The organism is Teichococcus coralli, from assembly GCF_009829925.1.
Taxonomy (GTDB): Bacteria; Pseudomonadota; Alphaproteobacteria; order Acetobacterales; family Acetobacteraceae; genus Pseudoroseomonas; species Pseudoroseomonas coralli.
The window spans coordinates 193,160-216,589 of the sequence record NZ_SNVJ01000008.1; the positions used below are offsets into that span (position 1 = coordinate 193,160).

21 protein-coding genes and 1 tRNA gene are annotated in these 23,430 nt (G+C 72.4%); 11 read left to right on the forward strand and 11 right to left on the reverse strand.

Annotation, left to right across the window (positions count from 1 at the left end; translation table 11 throughout):
* Positions 1–49: 49 nt before the first annotated feature.
* The 3 genes from E0493_RS23095 (at position 50) to E0493_RS11605 (ending at position 3,498) form a co-directional block, all read left to right on the forward strand.
* Positions 50–262 carry a putative signal transducing protein gene (locus tag E0493_RS23095; protein WP_202397069.1) on the forward strand — a complete coding sequence of 71 codons (213 nt, stop codon included), beginning with the start codon at positions 50–52 and terminating at the stop codon, positions 260–262.
* On the forward strand, positions 259–1,011 hold the full coding sequence (locus E0493_RS11600) for a tRNA1(Val) (adenine(37)-N6)-methyltransferase (RefSeq protein ID WP_367614501.1): 753 nt from the start codon (positions 259–261) through the stop codon (positions 1,009–1,011). The genes E0493_RS23095 and E0493_RS11600 overlap by 4 nt, the downstream gene beginning before the upstream one ends.
* 75 nt (positions 1,012–1,086) lie before the next feature.
* On the forward strand, positions 1,087–3,498 hold the full coding sequence (locus tag E0493_RS11605; protein ID WP_160937103.1) for a glycosyltransferase family 4 protein: 2,412 nt from the start codon (positions 1,087–1,089) through the stop codon (positions 3,496–3,498).
* Positions 3,499–3,516: 18 nt separating this feature from the next.
* Here the strand turns inward: E0493_RS11605 and E0493_RS11610 are convergent, their stop codons facing one another.
* The 3 genes from E0493_RS11610 to E0493_RS11620 form a co-directional block, all read right to left on the reverse strand.
* Positions 3,517–4,638, reverse strand: coding sequence for a P1 family peptidase (locus E0493_RS11610; RefSeq protein ID WP_202397070.1), 1,122 nt, complete (start codon positions 4,636–4,638; stop codon positions 3,517–3,519).
* Positions 4,628–7,273: an alanine--tRNA ligase gene (gene alaS / locus E0493_RS11615; protein ID WP_160937104.1), complete on the reverse strand. Its 2,646-nt coding sequence runs from the start codon at positions 7,271–7,273 to the stop codon at positions 4,628–4,630. Before alaS ends, E0493_RS11610 begins: the two co-directional genes overlap by 11 nt.
* A 103-nt stretch (positions 7,274–7,376) precedes the next feature.
* The gene (locus E0493_RS11620; protein ID WP_268894114.1) at positions 7,377–7,967 is read right to left on the reverse strand and encodes a transposase; all 591 of its coding nucleotides are present in this window, start codon (positions 7,965–7,967) and stop codon (positions 7,377–7,379) included.
* A gap of 19 nt (positions 7,968–7,986) precedes the next feature.
* Between E0493_RS11620 and E0493_RS11625 the strand changes: the two genes are divergently transcribed.
* From E0493_RS11625 to E0493_RS11640, 4 genes are all read left to right on the forward strand, one after another.
* Positions 7,987–9,402 carry a replication-associated recombination protein A gene (locus tag E0493_RS11625; protein WP_160937105.1) on the forward strand — a complete coding sequence of 472 codons (1,416 nt, stop codon included), beginning with the start codon at positions 7,987–7,989 and terminating at the stop codon, positions 9,400–9,402.
* Complete coding sequence (locus E0493_RS11630) at positions 9,399–9,785, forward strand: fluoride efflux transporter FluC (RefSeq protein ID WP_160937106.1); 387 nt, start codon at positions 9,399–9,401, stop codon at positions 9,783–9,785. Before E0493_RS11625 ends, E0493_RS11630 begins: the two co-directional genes overlap by 4 nt.
* Before the next feature lie 86 nt (positions 9,786–9,871).
* Positions 9,872–10,849, forward strand: coding sequence for an RluA family pseudouridine synthase (locus tag E0493_RS11635; RefSeq protein ID WP_160937107.1), 978 nt, complete (start codon positions 9,872–9,874; stop codon positions 10,847–10,849).
* Positions 10,850–10,853: 4 nt separating this feature from the next.
* Positions 10,854–13,427, forward strand: a complete 2,574-nt coding sequence (locus E0493_RS11640) for an AsmA family protein (protein WP_160937108.1) — start codon at positions 10,854–10,856, stop codon at positions 13,425–13,427.
* Between the two features lie 65 nt (positions 13,428–13,492).
* On the opposite strand, the gene recA is transcribed toward E0493_RS11640, so the two are convergent.
* The 3 genes from recA to E0493_RS11655 all read right to left on the reverse strand — a co-directional run bounded on the left by recA (position 13,493) and on the right by E0493_RS11655 (position 16,562).
* Positions 13,493–14,536 (reverse strand): recombinase RecA, encoded by a 1,044-nt coding sequence (gene recA, locus E0493_RS11645; protein WP_160937109.1) that lies wholly within the window; start codon positions 14,534–14,536, stop codon positions 13,493–13,495.
* Positions 14,537–14,748: 212 nt separating this feature from the next.
* Positions 14,749–16,302, reverse strand: a complete 1,554-nt coding sequence (locus E0493_RS11650; protein WP_160937110.1) for an ATP-binding protein — start codon at positions 16,300–16,302, stop codon at positions 14,749–14,751.
* A gap of 29 nt (positions 16,303–16,331) precedes the next feature.
* Positions 16,332–16,562, reverse strand: a complete 231-nt coding sequence (locus E0493_RS11655; RefSeq protein WP_160937111.1) for a hypothetical protein — start codon at positions 16,560–16,562, stop codon at positions 16,332–16,334.
* Between the two features lie 110 nt (positions 16,563–16,672).
* On the opposite strand from E0493_RS11655, the gene E0493_RS11660 reads away from it, so the two are divergent.
* The gene (locus E0493_RS11660; RefSeq protein WP_160937112.1) at positions 16,673–16,930 is read left to right on the forward strand and encodes a hypothetical protein; all 258 of its coding nucleotides are present in this window, start codon (positions 16,673–16,675) and stop codon (positions 16,928–16,930) included.
* A 15-nt stretch (positions 16,931–16,945) separates the two neighbouring features.
* Here E0493_RS11660 and speE read toward each other — a convergent pair whose 3' ends face one another.
* Both speE and speD read right to left on the reverse strand, forming a co-directional pair.
* Positions 16,946–17,818: a polyamine aminopropyltransferase gene (speE, locus tag E0493_RS11665; protein WP_160937113.1), complete on the reverse strand. Its 873-nt coding sequence runs from the start codon at positions 17,816–17,818 to the stop codon at positions 16,946–16,948.
* 97 nt (positions 17,819–17,915) lie between these two features.
* Positions 17,916–18,374, reverse strand: coding sequence for an adenosylmethionine decarboxylase (speD, locus tag E0493_RS11670; RefSeq protein WP_160937114.1), 459 nt, complete (start codon positions 18,372–18,374; stop codon positions 17,916–17,918).
* Positions 18,375–18,684: 310 nt separating this feature from the next.
* Between speD and E0493_RS11675 the strand changes: the two genes are divergently transcribed.
* Positions 18,685–18,775: transfer RNA gene (locus tag E0493_RS11675), tRNA-Ser, on the forward strand.
* 173 nt (positions 18,776–18,948) lie between these two features.
* Positions 18,949–19,404 (forward strand): hypothetical protein, encoded by a 456-nt coding sequence (locus E0493_RS11680; protein WP_160937115.1) that lies wholly within the window; start codon positions 18,949–18,951, stop codon positions 19,402–19,404.
* Positions 19,405–19,595: 191 nt separating this feature from the next.
* On the opposite strand, the gene E0493_RS11685 is transcribed toward E0493_RS11680, so the two are convergent.
* From E0493_RS11685 to E0493_RS11695, 3 genes are read right to left on the reverse strand one after another with little or no spacing between them, the layout of a single operon-like run.
* A complete protein-coding gene (locus E0493_RS11685) occupies positions 19,596–20,795 on the reverse strand; it encodes a mandelate racemase/muconate lactonizing enzyme family protein (protein ID WP_202397071.1) in 1,200 nt (399 codons plus the stop codon).
* Positions 20,792–21,775, reverse strand: a complete 984-nt coding sequence (locus tag E0493_RS11690; protein ID WP_160937116.1) for a Bug family tripartite tricarboxylate transporter substrate binding protein — start codon at positions 21,773–21,775, stop codon at positions 20,792–20,794. Before E0493_RS11690 ends, E0493_RS11685 begins: the two co-directional genes overlap by 4 nt.
* Before the next feature lie 20 nt (positions 21,776–21,795).
* Positions 21,796–22,443 carry a GntR family transcriptional regulator gene (locus E0493_RS11695; RefSeq protein ID WP_160937117.1) on the reverse strand — a complete coding sequence of 216 codons (648 nt, stop codon included), beginning with the start codon at positions 22,441–22,443 and terminating at the stop codon, positions 21,796–21,798.
* Positions 22,444–22,487: 44 nt separating this feature from the next.
* Between E0493_RS11695 and E0493_RS11700 the strand changes: the two genes are divergently transcribed.
* Entirely contained in the window at positions 22,488–23,336 is an 849-nt protein-coding gene (locus E0493_RS11700) for an SMP-30/gluconolactonase/LRE family protein (protein WP_160937118.1), read from the forward strand.
* Positions 23,337–23,430: the final 94 nt, after the last annotated feature.

A 23,430-nucleotide genomic window follows, 5' to 3' on the forward strand; every position in this document is an offset into this window, starting at 1 on the left:
GCGCCGGCCATCATGCCCCTTCCCTTCCCTTCAGGAGACCTCGCCCGCCATGCGCGTGCTTGCCGAAAGCGCCGATCCGGTGCGCCTGTCCTTTCTGGCGGCGCTGCTGGCCGATGCCGGCATCGCCAGCCAGCAGCTCGACGCGCATGTCAGCGCGCTGCATGGCGGCATCGGCGTCTTCCCGCGCCGGCTGGCGGTCCGGCCGGAGGATTATGGTCGCGCCATGGCGGTGCTGCGGCAGGCGGGCGAAACGGCGCCGTGAGCGAGGCACGGCTTGCGGACCTGACGGAGGATGCGCTGCTGGATGGCCGGGTGCGGCTGCGCCAGCCGCGACAGGGGCTCCGGGCGGGGCTCGACGCGGTTCTGCTGGCGGCCGGCATTCCCGCGCGTCCTGGTGAAACCGTGCTGGAAGGCGGATGCGGCACTGGCGCGGCCTTTCTGTGCCTGCTGGCGCGCGTGCCGGAGCTGCGTGTTGTCGCTGTTGAGCGCGATGCGGGCCTTGCCGAGCTGGCGCGCCACAACGCCACCCTGAACGGCCATGAGGGGCGCGTCACCGTGCTGACTGGCGACATCGCCGATCCCGCGCTTCGCCAGGCCCTGCCGCGGCTGCACCACGCTTTCGCCAACCCGCCTTACTGGCCCTCCGGAACCGAGCCGCCGGCCACGCTCCGCGCCGATGCGACGCATGCCGGGCCGGGTCCCTCCCTGGCCCATTGGGCAGCGGCGCTGGCCGCCCCGCTGCGGCACCGCGGCAGCGTCACGCTTGTTCTTCCCGCCGCCCGCTTCGCCGAGGGTGCGGCGGCGCTGGGGCAGGCCGGTTGCGGCGAGATCGGACTCTTCCCGCTGTGGCCAAGGGCCGGCCAGGCGGCGCGGCGGGTGCTGCTGCGCGCCCGGCGCGGCGGACGCGGGCCTGACCGGATGGAGGGCGGCCTGGTGCTGCATGAGGGCCAGGGCTGGACGGAAGCGGCCGACGCGCTGCTGCGAGGCGGGGCCGAGTTGAAATGGGATTAACGGTGGTAAACGTGGAGTGTCGCCGCTACTGGTGATCCCCGAGACCTGCGCGACGAGTTGACGAGCTGTACCGCCATGAGCAACGACTTCAGCGACACGCTTGACAGCGACGGAACCCTGGCCGATCCGGACGCGCTGCTCGCCCAGGCGGACCAGAAGCGGACCGCGCGCGACTGGACGGGGGCGGCGGAACTCTATGCCGCCTTTGTCGGCCAGCGGCCTGATGCCTGGCCGATCATCGTGCAGCAGGGCCATTGCCTGAAGGAATCCGGCCAGCCGGCCGAGGCGCTGGCACGTTACCTCGCCGCCGAGGCGCTGGCGCCTGAGGACGCCGATCTGCAACTTCAGATCGGCCACGCCCACAAGATTCTCGGCGAGCTGCACAAGGCGGCGCTGGCCTACGCGCGCGCCGTGGCGCTCGATCCGGGCAACGCCAACGCCTGGCGCGAAGCTTCGGCGACCTCCGAATGGCTGACGCTGCATGCTCCGCGCCCTGGCGGCGAGGCGCTGGATGCGGAACCCGAGGAGCCGCTGGACGCCGCCATCAACGACTTCCCGCCCCCGGACGATCTGAGCGCCTACGGACCGGAAGCGGCCACGGATATGCCGGAAGACGCGGCGCTGCTGACCCTCGCGGTTCCTCCCGCACCCGAAGCGGAGGCAATGGCCGCGCCGGCAGCCCCGGAATCGGCAGGAACGAGGCTCCAGCTTGTTCTCGACGTCACCGACCTGCTCGACTACTTCAACGGCGCGCGCACACCGACGGGCATCCAGCGCGTTCAGATGGGCATTGTCAGCCGTGCCCTTTCCGAATCCGCCGATGCGGAGGCGGAACTCCGCTTCGCCGCCTATGATCCGGCCGATCTGGCCTGGCATCCGGTGGATGGGGCGGGCTTCACCGCGCTTGTCGCGCTGTCGGCGGGCGGTTCCGATCCCGAGGAGCCGGCCTGGGTCAAGGCGCGCGACAGCCTCTCCCGGAAGGTGGCCACGGCTCCGGCCTTCGACTTCGCGCCGGGCGCCGTGCTGCTCAATCTCGGCAACTCCTGGGGCTTTCCGGACTACTTCCGCGCCTTGCGCGCAGTCCAGCAGAGCCAGGGCGTGCGCTACATCCCCTTCGTGCACGATTGCGTTCCACTGATCGTGCCCGAGCACTGCCTGCTGACGCTCGTGCAGGACTACGCGCGCTGGTTCGGCGCGCTCGGCCTGCATGCTCATGGCCTGCTCTGCAATTCCGAGAACACGCTGCGCGACGCGCGCCAGCAGCTCGGCCGCCTTCTTCCGGCGCTCGACCTCCCGGCCCGCGTCATCCGGCTGGACGCGGATCCCCGCGGCGTGGCGGCGCCCACGGGCAGCACCACCCTGAGCGCCCTTCGCGCGCTGCGCCCCGGCGAATCCTTCGCCCTCTTCGTGGCCACGATCGAGAGCCGCAAGGACCACCTGCTGGTCTTCAACGCCTGGCTGCAGCTGCTGCGGCGGCATGGCGCGGCAAAGGTTCCGCGCCTGGTCTGCGTCGGCAAGGAGGGCTGGCATGCCGAGGCGGCGCTGAACCTGTTGCGCAACGCGCCGGAACTGCAGCGCCACGTGGTGCTGCTTCCGCGCGTTTCCGACCTGGAGCTGGCCGCCCTCTACGAGCGTTGCGCCTTCACGGTCTACAACAGCTACTACGAGGGCTGGGGCCTGCCGATCACCGAGGCCATGGCGCATGGCAAGGTGGCCGTGACCCCCCGCCATTCGGCGCTGGTGGAAGCCGGCGGGGAGGCGGCGGTCTACTTCACGCCGCAGAGCCTGCCGGACCTGCAGGAGAAGCTGGAGCGCGTGATCCTCGACAGGGAGTTCCGCGCTGCCCAGGAGGCGGTGGTCCGCGACAAGGGCAAGCCGCGCAGCTGGAGCGCGGTGAAGGACGAGATCTTCGCGGCCGTGTCGGCGCTGGCCCGGGAGCCTGCCCGCCCGGTGGAGCAGCGCGCGACCCTGCGGCTCGGCCAGCATTATCGTGCCCGTCGCATGATGCGCACCCGGCCGGATCTGCAGTCGGCGCTGGCCGATGCGGTGCGGGATGGCCCACACTGGTATCCCGCCGAGGAGTGGGGCGTCTGGACCAAGGGCGGCACGGCAACCCTGCGCCTGCCCCTACCGGAGGGTGCCGCCGACGCGCCGCTTCGCCTCTATCTCCAGCTGCGTCCGCCCCCGGTGGAGGCCAGCATCGTGGTGCGCTGCACGGCGGCCGAAAACACCTTCTCCCAGTTCGAGCTGGATCTGGAGACAGGGCGCGACAGCACCTTCATGCTCGACCTGCCGCCTGCCGGCGCCGCGAACATCCTCCAGGTGGAGCTGGACAGCGGCAGCGGCACCGACCTGGCCGCGATGAGCCTGCCCGACCCCCGCTGCATCGGCACCGGGCTGCTCGGCTTCATGATCTGCCGCCAGGATGACCATGCGGCTCGCCTGGCCTTCCTTGAGCAGCAGAGCTTCTGCCAGCCGACAGCGTGACATGGCGGCAGCCCGCCTTCAAACGCGGGCGATCCGCCGGTGGCGTGCCAGCACCTCCCGCACGGCTGCCAGATCGATGGCCTCGACGCGCCGCCGGCGGCGGGTGACCGGATCGCGACTCTCGACGGTGACGGCCATCAGCAGCGAGTTCAGCACCGCCTCCTCCACCGCCTCGGCGGCGGCGACGAAGAGCGGCGACATGCGCTCGTTCGGCCAGTCGGCGATGCTTGGGCGGCCACGGCGCACCTCCGGATGGGTCGAGAAGGCGATGGCGTAGTCGCCCGAACCGTCGGAAAAGGCGGCGCCGGTGCGGGCCAGCCCCGCCATCGCCCGCAGCGCCAGGCGGGAAAGGTTGCGGTCGGAGAGCGGCGCGTCGGTGGCGAGGACCACCATGACCGAGCCGTCCGCGTCGCCGCCGGAATCCCCCTGCTCGCTGTGCTCGCGCAGGTAGAAGCGGCCAAGCTCGCGGCCGACGGGAACGCCGTCCATCAGCAGGGCGCCGCCGTAGTTGCTCTGCACCAGCGCGCCCAGGGTGAAGCCGCCGAGCCCCGGGGGCAGCAGGCGCGAGGCGGTGCCGATGCCGCCCTTCCAGCCGAAGGCCACCGTGCCCGTGCCGGCGCCGACGCTGCCCTCCGCCACGGTGCCGGAGGCGGCTTGCTCCAGCGCGGCCAGGACGTCCTCGCCGGTGATGCCGCGGCCGCGGATGTCGTTCAGCTTGCCGTCGTTGGTCTCGCCGACGAAGGCGTTGACGGAGCGGACGTCCTCGTTGCCGGGCTGGGTGAGGGTCCAGTCCACCACCGCCTCCAGCGCGCGGCCGACGGCCAGGGTGTTGGCCAGGACGATGGGGGATTCGAGTTCGCCGAGTTCCTGCACCTGGGTGGCGCCGGCCAGCTTGCCAAAGCCGTTCATCACGGCGAGGCCGGCTGGGACGCGGTCGCGGAACAGGTTGCCGGCATGGGGGCGGATGGCGGTGACGCCCGTCCGGACCGCCTCGCCCTCGATGCGGGTGACCTGGCCGACCAGCACGCCCGCGACGTCGGTGATGGCGTTCAGCGACCCGGGCGCGAACTGCCCGGGCCGCAGCCCCAGGTCGCGGGCGCGGCAGCGCGCCCCCGCCCGGATGTCCGGCTCAGCCGGCAAGGGCGGCCCGGATTGCGGCCAGCGCCGCGTCCGCCTTGTCGGCCTCGGGGCCGCCGGCCTGGGCCATGTCGGGGCGGCCGCCGCCGCCCTTGCCGCCCACCGCCGCGCTGCCGGCGCGCACCAGCGCCACGGCATCCGCCCGGCCCTTCGCCGCCTCGGCGACGCCGACCACGATGCTGGCCTTGCCCTCGGCGGTCGAGACCAGCGCCACCACCTCGGCGGTGCCGGCCTTCAGGATGGCGTCGGCCAGGCCCTTCAGGTCGCGCGGCGGCACCTCGCCCAGGTCGCGGGCGGCGAAGCGGATGCCGTTCACCTCCTCCGCCGCCGCGGCGCCGCCGCCGGTGGCGAGCTGCCTGCGCAGGTCGGCGACGTCCCGCTCCAGCTTGCGGCGCTCCTCCAGGAGCGACGCGATGCGGGCGGGCAGGTCGGCGGGGGCGACTTTCAGCGCCGAGGCGGCCTCGCGCAGGGTGCGCTCCTGGCTTTCCATCAGCGCCAGGGCGGAGGCGCCGGTCACCGCCTCGACACGGCGCACGCCGGCCGAGACGGCACCCTCGGAGACGATCTTGAAGAGGCCGATGTCGCCGGTGCGGCGGACATGGGTACCGCCGCACAGCTCCAGCGAATAGACACCGTGCTTCTCGGCCGCCGCCGGGTCGTGGCCCATGCCGACGACGCGGACCTCATCGCCGTACTTCTCGCCGAACAGCGCCATGGCGCCGGCCTCGACCGCCGCCTCGGGCGTCATCAGGCGCGTGGTGACCTCGGCGTTCTCGCGGATGCGGTGGTTCACCTCGTCCTCGACCCAGGCGATGTCGTCCGGCGTCATCGGCGTGGGCTGGGAGACGTCGAAGCGCAGGCGGTCGGGCGCGTTGAGGCTGCCCTTCTGCGCGACATGGGTGCCGAGGCGGCGGCGCAGCGCCTCGTGCAGCAGGTGCGTGGCCGAGTGGTGCGCGCGGATGGCGCTGCGGCGGGTGTGTTCCACCTCGGCGCTCACCGCCTTGCCCGGCGCTGCCTCGCCCGCCTCGACGGTGCCGAGATGGACGAAGAGGCCGAGCTTCTTCTGGGTGTCGCGCACGGCGATGCGCAGGCCGTCGGGGCCGGTGATCACGCCGGTGTCGCCGACCTGGCCGCCGCTCTCGGCGTAGAAGGGGGTCTGGTTCAGGACGACGGCGACCTCGGTGCCGGGGCCGGCACGCTCGGTCACGGCGCCATCGGCGACCACGGCGAGGATCTCGCCCTCGGCCTTTTCCGTGCTGTAGCCGAGGAACTCGGTGGCGCCGAGCTTCTCCTTGAGGTCGAACCAGAGGGTCTCGGTGGCGGCCTCGCCGGAGCCGGCCCAGGCGGCGCGGGCGCGCTTGCGCTGCTCGGCCATGGCGGATTCGAAGCCGGCCACGTCCACCGACTTGCCCTCGCCGCGCAGCGCATCCTGCGTCAGGTCGAGCGGGAAGCCGTAGGTGTCGTAGAGGCGGAAGGCGACCTCGCCGGGCAGCGTGCCCTTCTCGCCCAGCTTCTCGGATTCCTCGGCCAGCAGGCCGAGGCCGCGCTCCAGCAGGCTGCGGAAGCGGTTCTCCTCCAGCTTCAGCGTCTCGATGATCAGCGCCTCGGCGCGCACCAGCTCGGGATAGGCGGCGCCCATCTGGCGCACCAGGGCGGGGACAAGGCGGTAGAGCAGCGCGTCCTTCGCGCCCATCATCTGGGCGTGGCGCATGGCGCGGCGGAGGATGCGGCGCAGGACGTAGCCGCGGCCCTCGTTCGAGGGCAGCACGCCGTCGGCGATCAGGAAGGCGCCGGAGCGCAGGTGGTCGGCCACCACGCGGTGGCTGATGCGGAACGGGCCGTCGGCGTCCTGGCCGGTCGCCTCGGCGGAGGCCAGGATCAGGGCGCGCAGCGTGTCGGTGTCGTAGTTGTCGTGCTTGCCCTGCAGGATGGCGGCGAAGCGCTCCAGGCCCATGCCGGTGTCGATCGAGGGGCGGGGCAGCGGGTTGCGCGTGCCGGCCGGCTCCTCGAGGAACTGCATGAACACGAGGTTCCAGATCTCGATGAAGCGGTCGCCGTCCTCGTCCGGGGAGCCCGGGGGGCCGCCGGGGATGGAGGGGCCGTGGTCGTAGAAGATCTCGGAGCAGGGGCCGCAGGGGCCGGTGTCGCCCATGCGCCAGAAGTTGTCCGACGTGGAAATGCGGATGATGCGCTCGTCCGGCAGGCCGGCGATCTTGCGCCAGAGGGCGGCGGCGTCCTCGTCCTCGGAATAGACGGTGACCAGCAGCTTGTCCTTCGGGAGGGCGAAGTCCTTGGTCAGCAGGGTCCAGGCATGGGTGATCGCCTGGTCCTTGAAGTAGTCGCCGAAGGAGAAGTTCCCCAGCATCTCGAAGAAGGTGTGGTGGCGGGCGGTGTAGCCGACATTGTCGAGGTCGTTGTGCTTGCCGCCGGCGCGCACGCATTTCTGCGCCGTGGTGGCGCGGGAATAGGGGCGCTTCTCCTGGCCGGTGAAGACGTTCTTGAACTGCACCATGCCCGAGTTGGTGAACATCAGCGTCGGGTCGTTGCGCGGCACCAGCGGCGAGGATTCCACCACCGCGTGGCCATTGCGGGCGAAGTAGTCGAGGAAGGTGGCCCGGATGTCGTTGCTGCTGGTCATGTGCTTCGGCTCTTGTCCTCGCGGGAACGCGCCCGCCCCCCTTAGCCCGGCGCGGGGTGGGGCGTCGAGAGGCGCGGGGCGCGCGGCTCCGGGCATGGCCGCTTCAGGGCCAGGCCAGGCGGACGAGGCAGGGGATGCGGCGGCGCCCCGCGGCCGATGCGGCGAGGGACCGGGCAGAGCGGAGGCCGTCCCGCAGGACGCGGAGGCCGTTTCGGGCGTCGAGCAGCAGGGCCGGAAGCGCCCGGGCGAGGGTTTCGGACAAGAGCGGGTCCGGCAGGAGCCAGGGCGGGCCGTTGAGGGCGGTGCGCAGGCCGAGGCGGCGGATCAGCAGCAGCAAGGGCATGCCGCCGAGGCGCGTGGCGCGGCAGATGGCATATTCGATCTGGCGCAGGGGGTGGCCGGGGGCGAGATCGGTCCGAGCCAGCATTTCGGGCAGGCGGTGCCACAGGCCGGCATGCGTCAAGTGGCGGAAGAAGCGGGAGACCGTGTCAGGCTTGCCGTGGCGCTCCGGCAGGAGGCGCCAGGGGTCGCCGGCGGTCTGGGCGAGGTGGAAGATGGCGTCCATGCGGGCGCGGAGGTCGGTGCTGCGGCGGCCCTCCGGAGCTTGCGGCAGGACATGGGGGAGAAGTGCGGAGATGCCCGTGACGCCGGCGGTCGAAGCGCGATCCCTGCCCCCCCCTGCGGCGTGACTCAGGCGGCGCTATACTCGCCGCATGCCCCCTCGCCGTCCCGCCCCCGCCGCACCGACCGCCGACCTGTTCGGAGCCTCCGCGCCGCCGCCGGAGCCGTGCCACGCCGAGGGTCCGGCTCCGGATCGGCCCTTGGCCGACCGGCTCCGGCCGCGATCGCTGGACGAGGTGGTGGGGCAGGACCACCTGCTGGGGTCGCAGGGCACCATCACGCGGATGCTGGAGCGGGACGCGCTGGCCTCGCTGATCCTGTGGGGGCCGCCGGGCGTGGGCAAGACCACCATCGCCCGGCTGCTGGCGGAGGCGGCGGGGCTGCGCTTCGCCGCGCTCTCGGCGGTGTTCTCGGGCGTGGCGGACCTCAAGCGGGCTTTCGACGAGGCGCGCGCGCGGCGGCAGGCCGGCCCACAAGGGGAAGGTCGGGGCACGCTGCTCTTCGTGGACGAGATCCACCGCTTCAACCGCGCGCAGCAGGACGGCTTCCTGCCGGTGGTCGAGGACGGGACCGTCACGCTGGTGGGCGCGACGACGGAGAACCCCTCCTTCGCGCTGAACGGCGCGCTGCTCTCGCGCTGCCAGGTGATGGTGCTGAAGCGGCTGGACGACGCGGCGCTGGAGAAGCTGCTCGCCCGCGCCGAGGAGGAAGGCGGGCGTCCGCTGCCGGTGGACATCGCCGCCCGCGCCGTGCTGCGCGCCATGGCGGACGGCGACGGGCGCTACCTGCTGAACATGGCCGAGCAGCTTCTCGCCCTGCCGGAGGGAGGCGAGGCGCTGGACCCGGCCGGGCTTTCCGCCCTGCTGGCCAAGCGCGCCGCGCTCTACGACAAGGATCGGGAGGAGCACTACAACCTCATTTCGGCACTCCATAAGTCGCTGCGCGGCAGCGACCCGGACGCCGCGCTCTACTGGTTCGCGCGGATGCTGGAGGGCGGCGAGGACCCGCGTTACATCGCCCGGCGGCTGACCCGTTTCGCGGCCGAGGATGTCGGGCTGGCCGATCCGACCGCCCTGCCCGCCGCCATCGCCGCCTGGGAGACCTATGAGCGGCTGGGCTCGCCCGAGGGGGAGCTGGCGCTGGCGCAGCTTGTGGTGCATCTCGGCACCGCGCCGAAGTCGAACGCCGTCTATGTCGCCTACAACGAGGCGCGGCGGGCGGCGAAGGGAACCGGCAGCCTGATGCCGCCGGCGCACATCCTGAACGCGCCGACCAAGCTGATGAAGCAGCTCGGCTACGGCTCGGGCTACGCCTATGACCACCAGGAGGACGAGGCCTTCAGCGGGCAGAACTACTTCCCGGAAGGAATGGCGCGGCAGCAGTTCTACCGCCCCGCCGGCCGTGGCGCCGAGGCGCGCATCCTGGAGCGGCTGGAACGCTGGGCCGAGTTGCGCGAGAAGCGCGGCGGCGGCGGGCGCGGCGACCGGCGGATGAAGGAGCGGGAATGAACGGGTTTTCGCCGGGGCTGCTGGCCCTGGTCGCGCTGGGGGGTGCCGCAGGGTCGGTGCTGCGCTATTCGGTGGGGCTGTGGTGCACCGCCTGGCTCGGCACCGCCCTGCCCTGGGGCACGCTGGCGGTGAACGTGATCGGCAGCGGGCTGATCGGCATCCTGGGCGGCGCCATGCTGGGCGGGCTGCCGCTGCCGAACGAGCTGCGGCTGCTGGCCATCACCGGGTTCCTCGGTGGCTTCACCACCTTCTCGGCCTTCTCGCTCGACGTGGGCGTGCTCTGGGCGCGCTCGCCGGCCTGGGGCATCGGCTACCTGCTGGCGACCGTGCTGCTGGGGCTCGGCGCCTTCGCGCTCTGCTTCACCCTGGCGCGCCGCTTCTGAGGCGGGCCGCGGCGCTCCGGCATTCCAGGGTCGAGCGCGGCCGCCTCCCCTGCTAGAAGCGCCTTCGCACGAGGTTTGAGACTGCCATGCCCATCGAGCACCGCATCGTCCAGGCGGCGGACGCCGACTCCCGGCTGGACCGCTGGTTCCGCCGCCACTTCCCGCAAGTCACCCAAGGCGCGCTGCAGAAGCTGCTGCGCACCGGGCAGATCCGCGTTGACGGCAAGCGCGCAGAGACCAACACCCGCCTCGCCCGCGGCCAGGAGATCCGCATCCCGCCGCTGCCCGAAGGACCGGCCCCGGACACAGCGCCCAGGGAGCGGCCGGTGACGGAGGAGGACGCCCGCGCGCTGGAGAAGATGATCCTCTACCGCGACGACAGCGTCATCGCCCTCAACAAGCCGCACGGCCTGCCGGTGCAGGGCGGGCCCAACATCAAGAAGCACCTGGACGGGATGCTGGACGCGCTGCGCTTCGGCCATGAGGAGCGCCCGCGCCTGGTGCACCGGCTCGACCGCGACACCTCCGGCGTGCTGCTGCTGGCGCGCGACGCCCTCGCCGCCAAGCGCCTCGCCGCCGCCTTTCGCGGGCGGGACGCGGAGAAGACCTACTGGGCCATCGTGGTCGGCCAGCCGCAGTTCCAGGGCGGTCGCATCGACATGCCGCTGGCCAGGACCGGCGGGCCGCAGGGTGAGCGCACCGCGCCGGCCACGGGCAAGGAGGGCGTCCACGCCATCACCGAGTTCAACACGGTGGACGTGGCGCGGCGCCATGCCACCTGGCTGGAGCTGAAGCCGCTCACCGGGCGGACCCACCAGCTCCGCGTCCACTGCGCGGCGGCGCTGGAGTGCCCGATTCTGGGCGACGGCAAGTATGGCGGGCAGGCCGCGCATCTGGAGGGGCTGCCGCACGCGCTGCACCTGCATGCGCGGAGCATCAAGGTGCCGCATCCCGAGGGCGGCACGCTGGAGGTGACGGCGCCGCTGCCGCCGCACATGCTGGAAACCTTCGGCTTCCTCGGCTTCGAGAAGCCGCGCACGCCGCAGCCGAAGCGGAGGGTCTGACCCGATGGCCGCGCCCCGCCGCCGCACGCGGCTGCTGCTGGCCGGCGGCCTCATCCTTGTGGGCGTGCCGGCCCTGGCCTGGGGCGGGCTCAACCTGCTGCTGCGCGATTCCGTGCTGCGGCCGCGCCTTGTCGCCGCCGTCGAGCAGGCGACGGGGCGAAGGCTGACGCTCTCCGGCCCGTTGGGCGTGAAGCTTTCGCTGGTGCCGACCATCACGCTGGAAGGCGTCGCGCTGGCCAATGCGCCGGGCGGCACCCGGCCGGAGATGCTCACCGCGCGGCGGGTGGAAGCGGAACTCGCCCTTGTTCCGCTCCTGTCCCGCCGGCTCGACTTCCAGCGCATCACGCTGATCGAGCCGGATCTGCTGCTGGAGACCGATGCCGCCGGCGCCGGCAACTGGCGCTTCGGCCCGCCGCGGCCCGGCGCGCCCGGCGGGGCGCCTCCGGCGCGGCCCGGCAGTGAAGAGGCGGGGCTGCTGCCCTCGGTCGCCGCGGTGAACATCGAGGGCGGCAAGCTCACCTGGCGCGACGCCCGCAGCGGGCGGAGCGAGGTGCTGGACGTCCGCCACTTCGCGCTGCGTGCCGCCTCGCCCGCGGCGCCGCTCACCTTCGAGGGCGCCTTCGGCCTGCGCGGACTCGACGTGGCGGCCGAGGGCAGCACGGGGCCGCTGCCGCGCCTGCTGGGCGCCAGCGCCGAGCCGGCGGACTGGCCGCTGCGCCTTTCGCTGAGCGCGCCGGGCCTGCAGGCCGTGCTCGACGGAGGAATGCGGCGACCGGAGGCGGCAGCGGGGTGGCACGCCCATCTCGACGCCTCCGCCGACCGGGCCGAACGGCTGGCGCCCCTCCTGCCCGGCATGGCGTTCCCGCCCCTGAGCGGCCTCAGGCTCGCCGCCGAGCTGGCCGAGGGGAGCAAGGACGGCCCGCCGGCGGTGGGAGCGCTGCGCGCCAGCGTGGCGGGCGGTGACCTCGGCCAATGGGTGCCCGGCCTCGGCCTTGGCCCCGCGACCCTGGGCGCGGAGACGGCGGACCAGCCCCTGGCGCTCTCGGCCACCCTCAACCTGCGCGGCCTGCCGCTGCAGGCCGAGGGAAGGCTGCCGCCCGTCGCGGCGCTGATGCGCGGCACCGGCGGACCGCTGAGCCTCGCGTTGAACGGCCCGGCCATGGCGGCACGCTTCAAGGGCGACCTGCCCCTGCCGGGAAAGCCTGAGGGCGGCGGCATGCTGTCCGCCGAGGCGGCGGATACCGCGCCGCTGCTGGCGGCGCTGGCCCTGCCCGCCCCGCGCCTGACCGACGCGCGCTTCGCCACGCGCCTCGCCCTTTCCGCCGGGCGGCTCACCGCTGGCGAGCTGCGCCTGCAATCGCGCGAAGCCACGCTGGAGGGGGAGGCGACCTTTCGGCAGGGAACGCCGCGCCCGGCCCTTTCGGGGCGGCTCTCGGCGCAGCGCCTCGACCTCGACGCCCTGCTCGCGCCGGCTCCGGCTGGCTCGCCGGCGGCCCCAACGGCGGCCCAACCGGCCGCACCCACGCCGCCCGGCGCGGCGACGCCGGCCGTGCCGCCGCGGCCTGAGCTGCCGGGCAGGGCCGGCGGCCCACGCCGGGTCATCCCGCCCCTGCCCCTGCCGCTGGCGCCGCTGCGCGCGCTGGATGCGGACCTGCCGCTGCAGGTCCAGGAACTCCGCCTCGGCGGCGTCAGCTACCGCGACCTCAGCACCCATGCAACGCTGGCTGCCGGGCGGCTCAGCCTGGACCCGCTCGCGGTGACGCTTCCCGGCGGCCGGCTCGCCGGCAGCCTGGGCGCCGACGCCGCCGCCGAACCGCCGCGCCTGAGCGTTTCGCTGCGGCAGGAGGGCGCCGGGCTGGACCTGCGCCCGCTGCTGCAGGCCTACGGGCTGCCGCCGCAGGCCAGCGGCCATGTGGAGCTGGACACCGCGCTTCAGGGCACCGGGGGCGACCTCCAGGCGCTGGCGGCGAGCTTGAGCGGGCATTTCGGGCTGGCGCTGGCCAACGGGCAGATCGACAACGCCTTGCTGGAGCGGCTCGGCGGCGGGTTGCGCAAGGCGCTGGTGCCCAACGCCCCGAACGCTGGCAGCACCGCGCTGCGCTGCATCGCGCTGCGGCTGATGCTGCAGGACGGCATGGCCCGCCCGCAGGCCATGCTGATCGAGACCGGCCTGGCTGACGTGGTGGGCAGCGGCGAGATCAACCTGCGCGACGAGAGCCTCGCTCTGCGGCTGCTGCCGCAGGTGCGGATCGGCGGCGTGGGGCTGACGGCGCCGGTGCTGGTGGGCGGCAGCCTGGCCAATCCGAGCTACCGCCTGGACCCCGCTGGAACCGCGGCGGCGGCGGCCGGCATCGTGGGCGAGCTGGCGGGGCAGCAGAAGGAGGGCCAGGACAACCTGCTCGGGCAACTGGCGCAGCAGCTTGCCGGGCGCGGCGCCGGCAGCCTGCCGGATTGCGCGCAGCAGCTCGCCGTGGCGCGCGGCGGCCGCCAGGGGCCGGTGCCGCCCGACCAGCCGCAGCGCAACGGCGGCCAGAAGAGCAACCCGCTCGACCTGCTGCGCGGCCTGCTCGGGCGCTGAAACGGCAAGAGGAGCGCTGGCGCGCCCCTCTTCCTGTTCCGACTGGCCGCCGCGGGCGTGGCGGGTTACTCCGCCGCCGCCTCGTCGCCCTCGCCGCTTTCCGGCGCGACCATCATCGCGTTGGCGACGATGCCGGCCTGCTCGCGGATGCGCTTCTCGATGCTGTCCGCCATGGCCGGGTTGTCCCGCAGGAACTGCTTGGCGTTCTCGCGCCCCTGACCGATGCGCTGGCTGTCGCAACTGAACCAGGCGCCCGACTTCTCCACCACGCCGGCCTTCACGCCGAGGTCGATCAGCTCGCCGACCTTGGAGACGCCCTCACCATACATGATGTCGAACTCGACCTGCCGGAACGGCGGGGCCATCTTGTTCTTCACCACCTTGACGCGGGTCTGGTTGCCGGTGACCTCGTCGCGCTCCTTGATCTGCCCGATGCGGCGGATCTCGAGGCGGCAGGAGGCGTAGAACTTCAGCGCGTTACCGCCCGTCGTCGTTTCCGGGTTGCCGAACATGACGCCGATCTTGAGGCGGATCTGGTTCAGGAAGATCAGCAGCGTGTTGGAGCGGGAGACGGAGCCGGTGAGCTTGCGCAGCGCCTGCGACATCAGGCGGGCATGCAGGCCGACATGGCTGTCGCCCATCTCGCCCTCCAGCTCGGCGCGCGGCACCAGGGCGGCGACGCTGTCCACCACCAGCACGTCCACCGCGCCGGAGCGCACCAGCGTGTCGGCGATCTCCAGCGCCTGCTCGCCGGCATCGGGCTGGCTGATCAGCAGGTTGTCCACGTCCACGCCCAGCTTGCGGGCATAGCCGGGGTCGAGCGCGTGCTCGGCATCCACGAAGGCGCAGGTGCCGCCGCGCTTCTGCGCCTCGGCGATGGCGTGCAGCGCCAGGGTGGTCTTGCCCGAGCTTTCCGGACCGTAGACCTCGACGATGCGGCCCTTGGGCAGGCCGCCAATGCCGAGCGCGAGGTCCAGGCCCAGGGAGCCGGTGGGGATGACCTCCACCTCGTCCGACTGCTGCTTGGCGCCCATGCGCATGATCGAACCCTTGCCGAAGGCCCGTTCGATCTGGCTGAGCGCGGCGTCGAGCGCCTTGTTCTTGTCCATTCTGGAATCCCTTCGCCGACTGGCGATCTCTCTGTCTGCGGGGACCGGTGGCGCTGACGCCGCTCGCTTGGGCGCCAGGGCTTCCGGCCCGTTCCGGCCAGCGAGCAGAATGCGGCACTTCCGATGGCACACCAAGGGAGAGCACGCACAGGCCGCGGCGCGGGTTTCGTGTTCGCCATATGTTCACATTCGCGGCGTTGTGCAAGGGGCAATCAGCCGTTCACCAGCGCCTTCACCGCCTCCACCAACTCGGCCGGCCGATAGGGCTTCGCAAGGTAGCGCATGTCCGATTCGTCGAGCCCGTTCTGCACCACGGAGGGCGCGTAGCCGCTGACCAGCAGCACCGGCAGGGTGGGAAAGCGCCGCCGCAGGACCTCCGCCAGCGCCACGCCGCCCATGCCGGGCATCATCACGTCCGACACCAGCGCGGCCGGCACCAGCCCTTCCTCCTCGACGAGGGCCAGCGCCGCCTCGCCGTCCTCCGCCGCCGCCACCTCCCAGCCGGACCGGCGCAGGGCACGCTCAGCGAGGCTGCGCAACGGCGCCTCGTCCTCGACCAGGAGGAGCGGCCCGGCCGCGTCGCCGGGCGGCGGAGCGGGCTTTGCCGGGGCACTGGGCTCCGCAGGCGGCGCAACCAGGTCGGTTTCCTCGACGCGGGGGAGCAGGATGCGAATCCGCGTTCCCCGGCCCGCCGCGCTGTCCACCACCAGATAGCCGCCGGACTGCCGCACGATGCCATGCACGGTGGCCAGCCCGAGGCCGGTGCCGCCCTGCTGCGCGCGGCTGGTGAAGAACGGCTCAAAGATCCGCGGCAGCAGTTCGGGCGGGATGCCGGGGCCGGTATCCGCCACTTCCAGCACGGTCCAGCGGCCCGGGGGCACCTCCTCCGGCCCGCCGGCGAGCGGCTCCAGGAGCAGCGCGCGGCCGGTGGTCAGGCACAGCCGGCCGCCACCCGGCATCGCCTGGCGGGCGTTCATGGCCAGATTCATCAGCACGCGGTCGAGCTGGGAGGGGTCGATCCGGACCATGCGGCCCGGCTCGTCGAGGATCACGTCCAGGCTGATCCCGCGCCCCAGCAGCGGCCGCAGCAGCCGGGCCATCCCTTGCACCGCGTCGTTCAGGGGCACGAGCTTCGGCGCCAGGACCTGCTGCCGCGCATAGGCCAGCAACTGCCGCACCAGCGCGGCGCCCCGCTGCGCCGCCTGCCTGACCTGCTCCAGCGCGCCCGCCGCGGCGGTGTTGGGCGGGGATTCCAGGCTGGTGGCGGCGTCGTCCGCGGCGCCGAGGATGACCGCCAGGAGGTTGTTGAAGTCGTGCGCGATGCCGCCGGCCAGTCGGCCAAGCGCCTGGAGGCGGTCGCCTTCGGCCATCTGCGCCGCCATCGCATGCCGCTGCGTGACGTCGTGCAGCAGCAGGACCGCGTTGCCGCCCGGCATCGGAAGGTATTTCGGGGCGACGGGGCGGCCGGCCTGCCCCTCCGGCGCCGCGAGGCGCAGCTCGCCGGGCGGCGGGGCGCCCTGCAGCCAGGCGAGCAGCGCCGGACGCGAGGATTCGGCGAAGAGCCGTTCCGGCGCCATGCCAGGCCGCACCGGCTGCGTCGGGCCGAGCGCCAGCAGCAGCGCCCGGTTGGCGGCGGCGACGCGCTGCCCGCCATCCAGCAGCAGGGCGGCATCGGGGAGCTGCTCGAACAGGGCGGCGCCATCCGGCGCGGGCGCCTTGGGCCGCCGGACGCTCCACCTCCACCCGATTCCACGCACCACTCGCATGGGATGGTAGATATCACACGCGTGTGATCTCAGGAATTGTCGTGACGCAGGCGGGTGATGGTTTCCGCCAGGACCTGCTGGCTGAGCTGCAGCACGGCGCGGTTGGTGCGCCCCGCCCTGGCGCCGGGCTGCGGAAGCGCCGCTTCCACGACGGGCTGCGCCTCCGCCGGGGCGGAAAGGGAGCGGGCGAGCAGCAAAAGGCGCTCGGGCTCGGCCTGAAGGCGCCGCAGGCAGAACTCCAGGGCTTCGTGAATCTCCATCCGCCGCTCCTTTGCTCGGGCGGGCGGACGATGCGCGCGGCCTTTCGAAAAAAGCGTAAAGGCGCGGGGGCGACACCGGTTGGTAATCTGGTGGGACCTATCCTGCCGCCATGGATAGCCCCGCCCTTCCCGTCCTGCTTTCCGCCGTCGAGCGCCTCGACGGCATGCTGGCGCTGGCCCATGCCTTCGTGCAGGCGGGCCGGCGGCTTGACCTCGATGGCCTTGACGCGGAGATCACCGCGCTCTGCGCCGCCATCCTGGCCCTGCCGCGCGAGCAGCGGGGCGTCTTCGGCGGCGCGCTGCACGGCCTGCAGGCGCGGATCCTCGCCCTGCAGGCCGGCGCGGTGCCGGTGGCGGCCGAGGCGTAGCGCCCGGCCCGCCGCTCAGCCCTGCTGCGGCAGGTGCCTGCTGATGTAGGGCGGCAGGTTGAAGGCGCCGGCGTGGATTTCCGGCGTCCAGTACTGCGTCTGGCCCAGGATGCCGGCGGCCTCGGCGCGGGCCCGGATGGTGGCGGCGTCCACCTGGCGCAGCGTGGCGTCCTTGGCGGCCCAGCCCAGGGTCATGAAGCCGCCGACATAGGTGGGAACGGCGGCGACATAGGCCCAGATGTCGGGGAAGGACTTGCCGCGGCGAAGGCTCGTTTCGGCCAGTTCCTCCGCCTGCATCGCCGGCACGCCGCACTGGTTGACGATCAGGCCGCGGTCGGAGAGCAGCCGCGCCGCGTTGGCGTAGAACTCGTCGGTGAACAGCACCTCGCCGACGCCGATCGGGTCGGTGGAATCGACGATCACCACGTCGAAGCTGCCGGCCCCGGCCTTGCGGACATAGTCGATGCCGTCGCCCACGATGACCTCGGCGCGCGGATCGTTCCAGGCGTCGCCGGCGATGCCCGGCATGTGCTCCTTGCACAGGCGGATCACCTCCCCGTCGATCTCGACCATGACAGCCTTCTCGACGGTGCGGTGCTGCAGCACGCGCTTCAGCACGCCGCCGTCGCCTGCGCCGATGATCAGCACGCGCTTCGCCGCGCCATGCGCCAGCAGCGGCACGTGCGTCAGCATCTCCTGGTAGACGAACTCGTCCTTCTCGGTGATCTGCACAACGCCGTCGAGCAGCATGACCCGGCCGTGCGAGTAGCTCTCGAACACCATGATGTCCTGGAAGTCGCTCTGCACGCGAGCCAGCTCACGCTTCACCAGGAAGCGCTGGCCCCATTCGGGATAGAGCGTCTCGTTCACCCAAGAATCGGTCGGCATGGCGGTTTGTCCCCGGAATCAGCAAAAGAGGGCGGGATCCTGCGATCCCGCCCCCAGTTTCGTCACGTGACGAATTTCGTCACGTGAAAGGCTGTTGTCAGCCGATCAGGCCGCGCTTGTGCTCGGCGAGCTGCACGCGCTCGGGCAGGAAGCCCTTCTTGAGCACGGACACGGCGTTATACGGGTTGCAGTCCCCGCAGACGAAGATGTCGAGCGCGGCATAGGCCCGCTCCGGCCAGGTGTGGATCGAGACGTGGCTCTCGGCCAGCACCAGCACGCCGCTCACCCCGCCATTGGGCGAGAAGTGGTGGAAGTGGCCGTGCAGGATGGTCGCGCCGGTCGCGATCGCGGCCTCGCGCAACACGTCATCGACATGCGCCGGGTCATCGAGGTTCGTGGCGCCCCAAAGGTCCACGATCAGATGCGTGCCGGCAAAGCGCACGCCGTCGCGCTCGACGAAGTAGTCCTTCGCCTCGCCGTTCGGGCTATCAACAAACTGGGCTTCGCTCGGGCTGCAATCCGAGACCATCCCCAGCGGAGAAACGAGAGCGTCCATGGTGCGGGGGCTCCTTCCCACCAGAAGATGACCAGGGTGATCGTGGGACGATCAGGTCAACGGAGGGGGCATATGGGGCAAGCCATCCCGCACCGCAAGAAAAATCGGGACTTGAAGGCCGAAAAAATCGCGGGTCCTACCTGCGCTGAGCGCGGATCTCGCCGTGCCGACCTCCTTCCTTCCCGCAAATGCCTCCCGTCCCTGAGGGGCTCCTTCGGAAAAACTCCAGTCCTGGGGGTGGGCGGGGCCAGGTGGCGCGAAAAGCCCCTTGTCGGCCATGCCAAGCCTGCTATACCCCGCCGCCTGCGCTGGATGGGTGGCCGAGCGGTCGAAGGCGCACGCCTGGAAAGTGTGTATACCTCAAAAGGGTATCGTGGGTTCGAATCCCACCCCATCCGCCAGTTCCTTCACCAGCCATGCTCTCCACCAGATCGAGCATCGCGCTGCGTGGCGGCTTTCCGGAGGTGATCGGTTGACTGGCCTGACCCTCAACGGCTGATCAGCGCTCCTCGCGAACCGGTTCTCTCCGAATCCGTTGACCGAGCGGGTTCAGTCCGGATCTCGGAAGCGCAGGGTGATCGCGACCTTCCTTTCGGTTCCTCGCGCGCCCGGTTCGATTTTCACCCGCCCGGGATCCGCGTCTCTCCTTCCGTCCGCTGCCGCCGGTGTGCTTGGCGTCGCCGCCATGAAGGGCAGCCGCCAAGGCCGATATCCGATCGGCCTTGCTATCGCTGCAGGCGAGCGCTCGCCCCGCCCGCCGCCCACTTCGCCTCAGCCAAGGCAGGCTCTCAACGGCACCTTCATTCCGAATCGGGCCAGTTCTCAGCAGCGGTCCATGCCCGGCGCGGTTCGGCGGCGCGGCGCCGCTGACGCGATGGACCGTCAGGTCGGCTCGCGCGCGGCAAGCGGCGTCCCGCGCGCCGCCATCAAGCGCGATGCCGGCCAGCCCGCGATGGCGCAGCAGGCGTGCGAAATCGAGCCGATGCCGGCGATGCCCGCATCGCTCCGGCCATCCACGACGAAAACATGACCTTCCGGCGTGATCTCGATGGCCTGGCGCCGGATGTTCGCCGGATCGCCGCGCGGGCCAAAGGCATCGACGTCCTCGCGCGCAGGGATGTCGCGCGGCGCGAAGCCATCCGCCGCCGGCGTGACGGCAAGCGCCGAGCCGAGATGCCCCGGGGGCGCCCCCGGAGGCGTCGGTGATCAGGACGGAACCGCTTACGTCAGGCCGGTGCGCGGCGTGCGCGGCTGGGTGTAGAGCGTCGCGCCCTCGGTGCCTGCGGGCCAGCCGCCCGACGGCAGGCCGGCGTTGCGGAGCGAAGGGCTGGCGGCGACGAAGGCCTCGTCGATCGTCACCCCGAGGCCGGGCGCAGTCGGAAGGGTCACGTGTCCGTCGCGCATCTCCGGATGGCCACCGTGGATCGTCTCACCGCGGCCCGGCCAGTCGGGATCCAGGCGTTCCAGGATCAGCGCGTTCGGGATCGCGCCGAGCAGATGGATCGCGGCGAATTCCGCGACCGGACCGAGCGAGCCCGAATGCGGCGCAACGGTCGCGAAGCGCGCCTCGGCGAGCGTCGCGATCTTGCGCAGCCCGGTCAGCCCGCCAGAACGGCCGCTGTCGGGCTGGATCACGTCCACGAGGCTCTCCAGCAGCAGCGGCGCGCAGCCATGGAAGCCGCCATGCCGCTCGCCGCCGGCCAGCGGCGCCTTGGTGGCGCGGCGCAAGGCGCGATAGCCCTCGATGTTCTCGGGCGGAAGCGGTTCCTCGACGAAGAGCGGGCGGAGTTCCGCCAGCGCGTCGCAGATCACGACCGCGTCGGGCAGCGACAGCCAGGGCGGGCCGTGCAGGTCGATCATCAGGTCGGCATCAGGGCCGATCGCGTCCCGGATCGCGCGCGCCTTGGCCACCGGGTTCACCACGCCGCCGGTCTTGATCGCGGTGTAGCCCCTGGCCAGCGCGGCCTTCGCCTGCTCCGGCGTGCTCGCATGGGTGTAGCAGCGGATGCGCTCGCGCACCGCGCCGCCCAGCAGTTGCCAGACCGGCACGCCGAGCGCCTTCCCCTTGATGTCCCACAACGCCATGTCCACGGCGCCGATCGCGCCCTGTCCGACAACGCCGCTCATGCCATGGCCCATCATCGCCACGCTCATGCGCTGGGCCAGACGCTCGGTGGCGAAGGCATCCTGGCCGATCAGCACAGGCGCCAGGTCGTTCACCGCCGTCTCCACCACGCGCGGCCAGCCGCTGCCCTCGCCGAGGCCGGTGATGCCGGCATCGGTCTCGATGGTGACGAACAGCCAGTTGCGCGTGCCGGACGTGATCGAGTTCCTCACATCCGCCGCCCAGCCAGAGACGCCGAGCGGCCCGGCCTGCATCAGGTGCGTGCGGATGGCGGTGATGCGCGGGTTGCTGGTCATTGCGCGGTGATCCCCGCCTCGCGGATCAGCGCGGTCCAGCGGCCCAGCTCCTCCAGGTAGAAGGCCTGGAAGGCGGCCGGGTCGGGGCTGGCGGTGGGCTCGATGCCGAGGTTGGCCAACCGCTGCAAGAAGTCCGGCGCGCGCGTCGTGGCCACGGTCGCGGCGTGCAGCGCGGCGATGGCGCCGGCCGGCGCGCCGGCGCGCGTGCAGATGCCCTGCCAGGACCGCATCATCGCCGTCGCCGGCAGGCCGAGCTCGCCGAAGGAGGGCACATCGGGCAGGCCGGGCGTGCGCGCCTGCTGCATCACGCCGAGCATCCTCACGCGGCCCTCGGCGGCGGCTGGCGCCTGGTAAGGGGCGATCAGGTCGAACATCATCTCGACATCGCCGGTCATCAGGGCCTGGAAGGCGGGCGCGCCGCCGCGGTACTGCACCGCCTCGAACCGGCCGCCGACGGCGTCGAACAGCAGCTCGCCGCCAAGATGCGACGACGTGCCGGTCCCGGCGGAGGCGATGCGGATGACGTCGTCGCCGGGCCGGCGGGACCGCGCGATCGCCTCCGCCATCGTCGTGATGCGCGACGCCGCGCTCGCCATCACCACCACCGGCAGCGCGGTGAGCTGCCCGACCATGGCGAGGTCGGCGCGCGGATCGTAGCCGAGATGCGCGATGAGGCCGGGATTGGTGACGAGCTGCAGCCCGGCCATCGCCAGCGTGTGGCCATCCGCCGGCGCCGCCACCACCGCCTGGGTGGCGAGGTTGCCCGAGGCGCCGGAGCGGTTCTCCACCACCACGTTCTGGCCGAGCTGGCGGCCCATCTCCGCGGCGGCGAGCCGCGCGACCGCGTCCGCTGTGCCGCCCGGCGCGAAGCCGACGACCAGCCGCAGCGGGCGTTCGAAGCGGAAGGCGCTCTGCGCCCGGGCGAGGCCCGGCGCCGCCAGGCTGGCGGCGATCAGGCCGCGCCGCGATATCGCGGTCATTGGTGTCTCCTCCGTGGACGTCACAGGCGCGTCAGCAGATCCCGCTTGGCGCCCATCGCGTGGTTGAACGACTCCGTGGCCGCCTGCGCGGCATCGCGGCCGCGGATCGCGGCGAGAATGGCGCGGTGCTGCGCGGCGGCTTCCTCCATGCGCCCGGCGCCGAAGCCGAGCCGCAGCCGCGCGGCGTTCACGAAGGCGCTGCGCGACTTGTAGAGCGCGCTCGCCTGCGGGTTGTCGGCGGCGTCTTCGAGCGCATCGTGGAAGGCCTCGTTGGCCTCCAGCGCGGCGGGCGCGTCGTTGCGGCGCGCGGCCGCGGCATAGGCCTGCTCATGCCGCGCCATCTCGGCGACCTGCGCCTCCGTCGCGCGTTCCGCGGCGCGACGCGCCAGCAGCGCGTGCAAGGCGCCGCGAAGGTCGTAGAGATTGTCGAACAGCTTGGCGTCCATCACCGGCACCAGGGCGCCGCGATGCTCGCGCATCTGCACCAGGCCCTCGCCGGCGAGTGAGAGCAGCGCCTCCCGTACCGGCGAGATCGAGACGCCATGCGCGCCGGCGATGGCGCCGAGGGTGCGGTGGGTGCCGGGCACCCAGGATCCGGAAAGGATCTCGCCACGCAGCCGGTCGCGGAGGATGGCGTAGGCGGGGGTGGAGGCGGCGAGTTCGACCATGCGGAGATATAGACATCCGATTTTATAAAATGCAATATCGAAATATGCAGATCCTCGATACTCCCCGTGCCGCCGTCGGCGAGAGCCCCGTCTGGGCCGAGACCACCGGCCTGCTCTGGTGGGTGGATGTGCGGGGGCCATGCCTTCACCGCACCGATCCACGCACCTCGCGCACCGAGACCTGGGCGCTACCGGAGCCGGTCGGCTCCCTGGCGTGCTGCCGCTCCGGCGCGCTGCTGCTGGCCTTGCGCAGCCGCGTGGCGCGATTCGACCCGCGCGATGGCCGGCTGGAGACGGTGGCCGCGCCTGAAGCCGACCGCCCGCACAACCGCCTGAATGACGGCAAGGCCTCGCCCTGCGGCCGGTTCGTCGTGGGCGGCATGGATGACCGGCCGGAGAAGCACCCGACCGCCGCCTTGTGGTGCGTGCACCCGGGCGGCGCGGTCACGCGGCTCGTCGAGGGGATGACCGTTTCCAACGGCCTGGCCTGGAGCCCGGATGGCGCGACGCTGTGGTTCTCCGACAGCCGCCGCACCGGCATCTGGACGGCTCCCTGGGACCAGGCCAGGGGCGGGATGGGCGAAGCGCGGCTGGTCGCGGCGCCGGATGACGCCACCGGCCGGCCGGATGGCGCGGCGATGGACGCCGAAGGCGGCTACTGGTCGGCGGGTGTCTCGGCGGGCGTGCTGAACCGCTGGCTTCCGGACGGCACGCTCGACCGCGTGGTGCGCCTGCCGCTGCGCGCGCCGACCATGCCCTGCTTCGGCGGGCCGGGGCTGCGCCAGCTTTTCGTTACCAGCCTTCGCGGGCCGCAGGCGGGGCCGCATGACGGCGGCCTGCTGGTGCTGGATGTCGGCGTGGCGGGCGCCCCTGTGGGTTGCTTCGCCGATTGAAGGTGGCAGGCCGCGGCCGAGTTTCGCCTGCTGCTGGAAGGGCCGCGGCTCACATCCGGTCGCACGCCCTCCGCCATCCGGCCTGGTGCCGGCC

What these genes read in the sequence shown, in the direction of transcription:
- E0493_RS11655 (WP_160937111.1), bottom strand. Translation starts at nt 16,562, where the DNA reads ATGGAGATTCACGAAGCCCTGGAGTTCTGCCTGCGGCGCCTTCAGGCC.
- recA (WP_160937109.1), bottom strand. Translation starts at nt 14,536, where the DNA reads ATGGACAAGAACAAGGCGCTCGACGCCGCGCTCAGCCAGATCGAACGG.
- E0493_RS11695 (WP_160937117.1), bottom strand. Translation starts at nt 22,443, where the DNA reads ATGGTCGAACTCGCCGCCTCCACCCCCGCCTACGCCATCCTCCGCGAC.
- E0493_RS11635 (WP_160937107.1), top strand. Translation starts at nt 9,872, where the DNA reads ATGCCCATCGAGCACCGCATCGTCCAGGCGGCGGACGCCGACTCCCGG.
- speD (WP_160937114.1), bottom strand. Translation starts at nt 18,374, where the DNA reads ATGGACGCTCTCGTTTCTCCGCTGGGGATGGTCTCGGATTGCAGCCCG.
- E0493_RS11685 (WP_202397071.1), bottom strand. Translation starts at nt 20,795, where the DNA reads ATGACCAGCAACCCGCGCATCACCGCCATCCGCACGCACCTGATGCAG.
- alaS (WP_160937104.1), bottom strand. Translation starts at nt 7,273, where the DNA reads ATGACCAGCAGCAACGACATCCGGGCCACCTTCCTCGACTACTTCGCC.
- E0493_RS11630 (WP_160937106.1), top strand. Translation starts at nt 9,399, where the DNA reads ATGAACGGGTTTTCGCCGGGGCTGCTGGCCCTGGTCGCGCTGGGGGGT.
- E0493_RS11690 (WP_160937116.1), bottom strand. Translation starts at nt 21,775, where the DNA reads ATGACCGCGATATCGCGGCGCGGCCTGATCGCCGCCAGCCTGGCGGCG.
- E0493_RS11625 (WP_160937105.1), top strand. Translation starts at nt 7,987, where the DNA reads ATGCCCCCTCGCCGTCCCGCCCCCGCCGCACCGACCGCCGACCTGTTC.
- E0493_RS23095 (WP_202397069.1), top strand. Translation starts at nt 50, where the DNA reads ATGCGCGTGCTTGCCGAAAGCGCCGATCCGGTGCGCCTGTCCTTTCTG.
- E0493_RS11605 (WP_160937103.1), top strand. Translation starts at nt 1,087, where the DNA reads ATGAGCAACGACTTCAGCGACACGCTTGACAGCGACGGAACCCTGGCC.
- E0493_RS11660 (WP_160937112.1), top strand. Translation starts at nt 16,673, where the DNA reads ATGGATAGCCCCGCCCTTCCCGTCCTGCTTTCCGCCGTCGAGCGCCTC.
- speE (WP_160937113.1), bottom strand. Translation starts at nt 17,818, where the DNA reads ATGCCGACCGATTCTTGGGTGAACGAGACGCTCTATCCCGAATGGGGC.
- E0493_RS11640 (WP_160937108.1), top strand. Translation starts at nt 10,854, where the DNA reads ATGGCCGCGCCCCGCCGCCGCACGCGGCTGCTGCTGGCCGGCGGCCTC.
- E0493_RS11650 (WP_160937110.1), bottom strand. Translation starts at nt 16,302, where the DNA reads ATGCGAGTGGTGCGTGGAATCGGGTGGAGGTGGAGCGTCCGGCGGCCC.
- E0493_RS11700 (WP_160937118.1), top strand. Translation starts at nt 22,488, where the DNA reads ATGCAGATCCTCGATACTCCCCGTGCCGCCGTCGGCGAGAGCCCCGTC.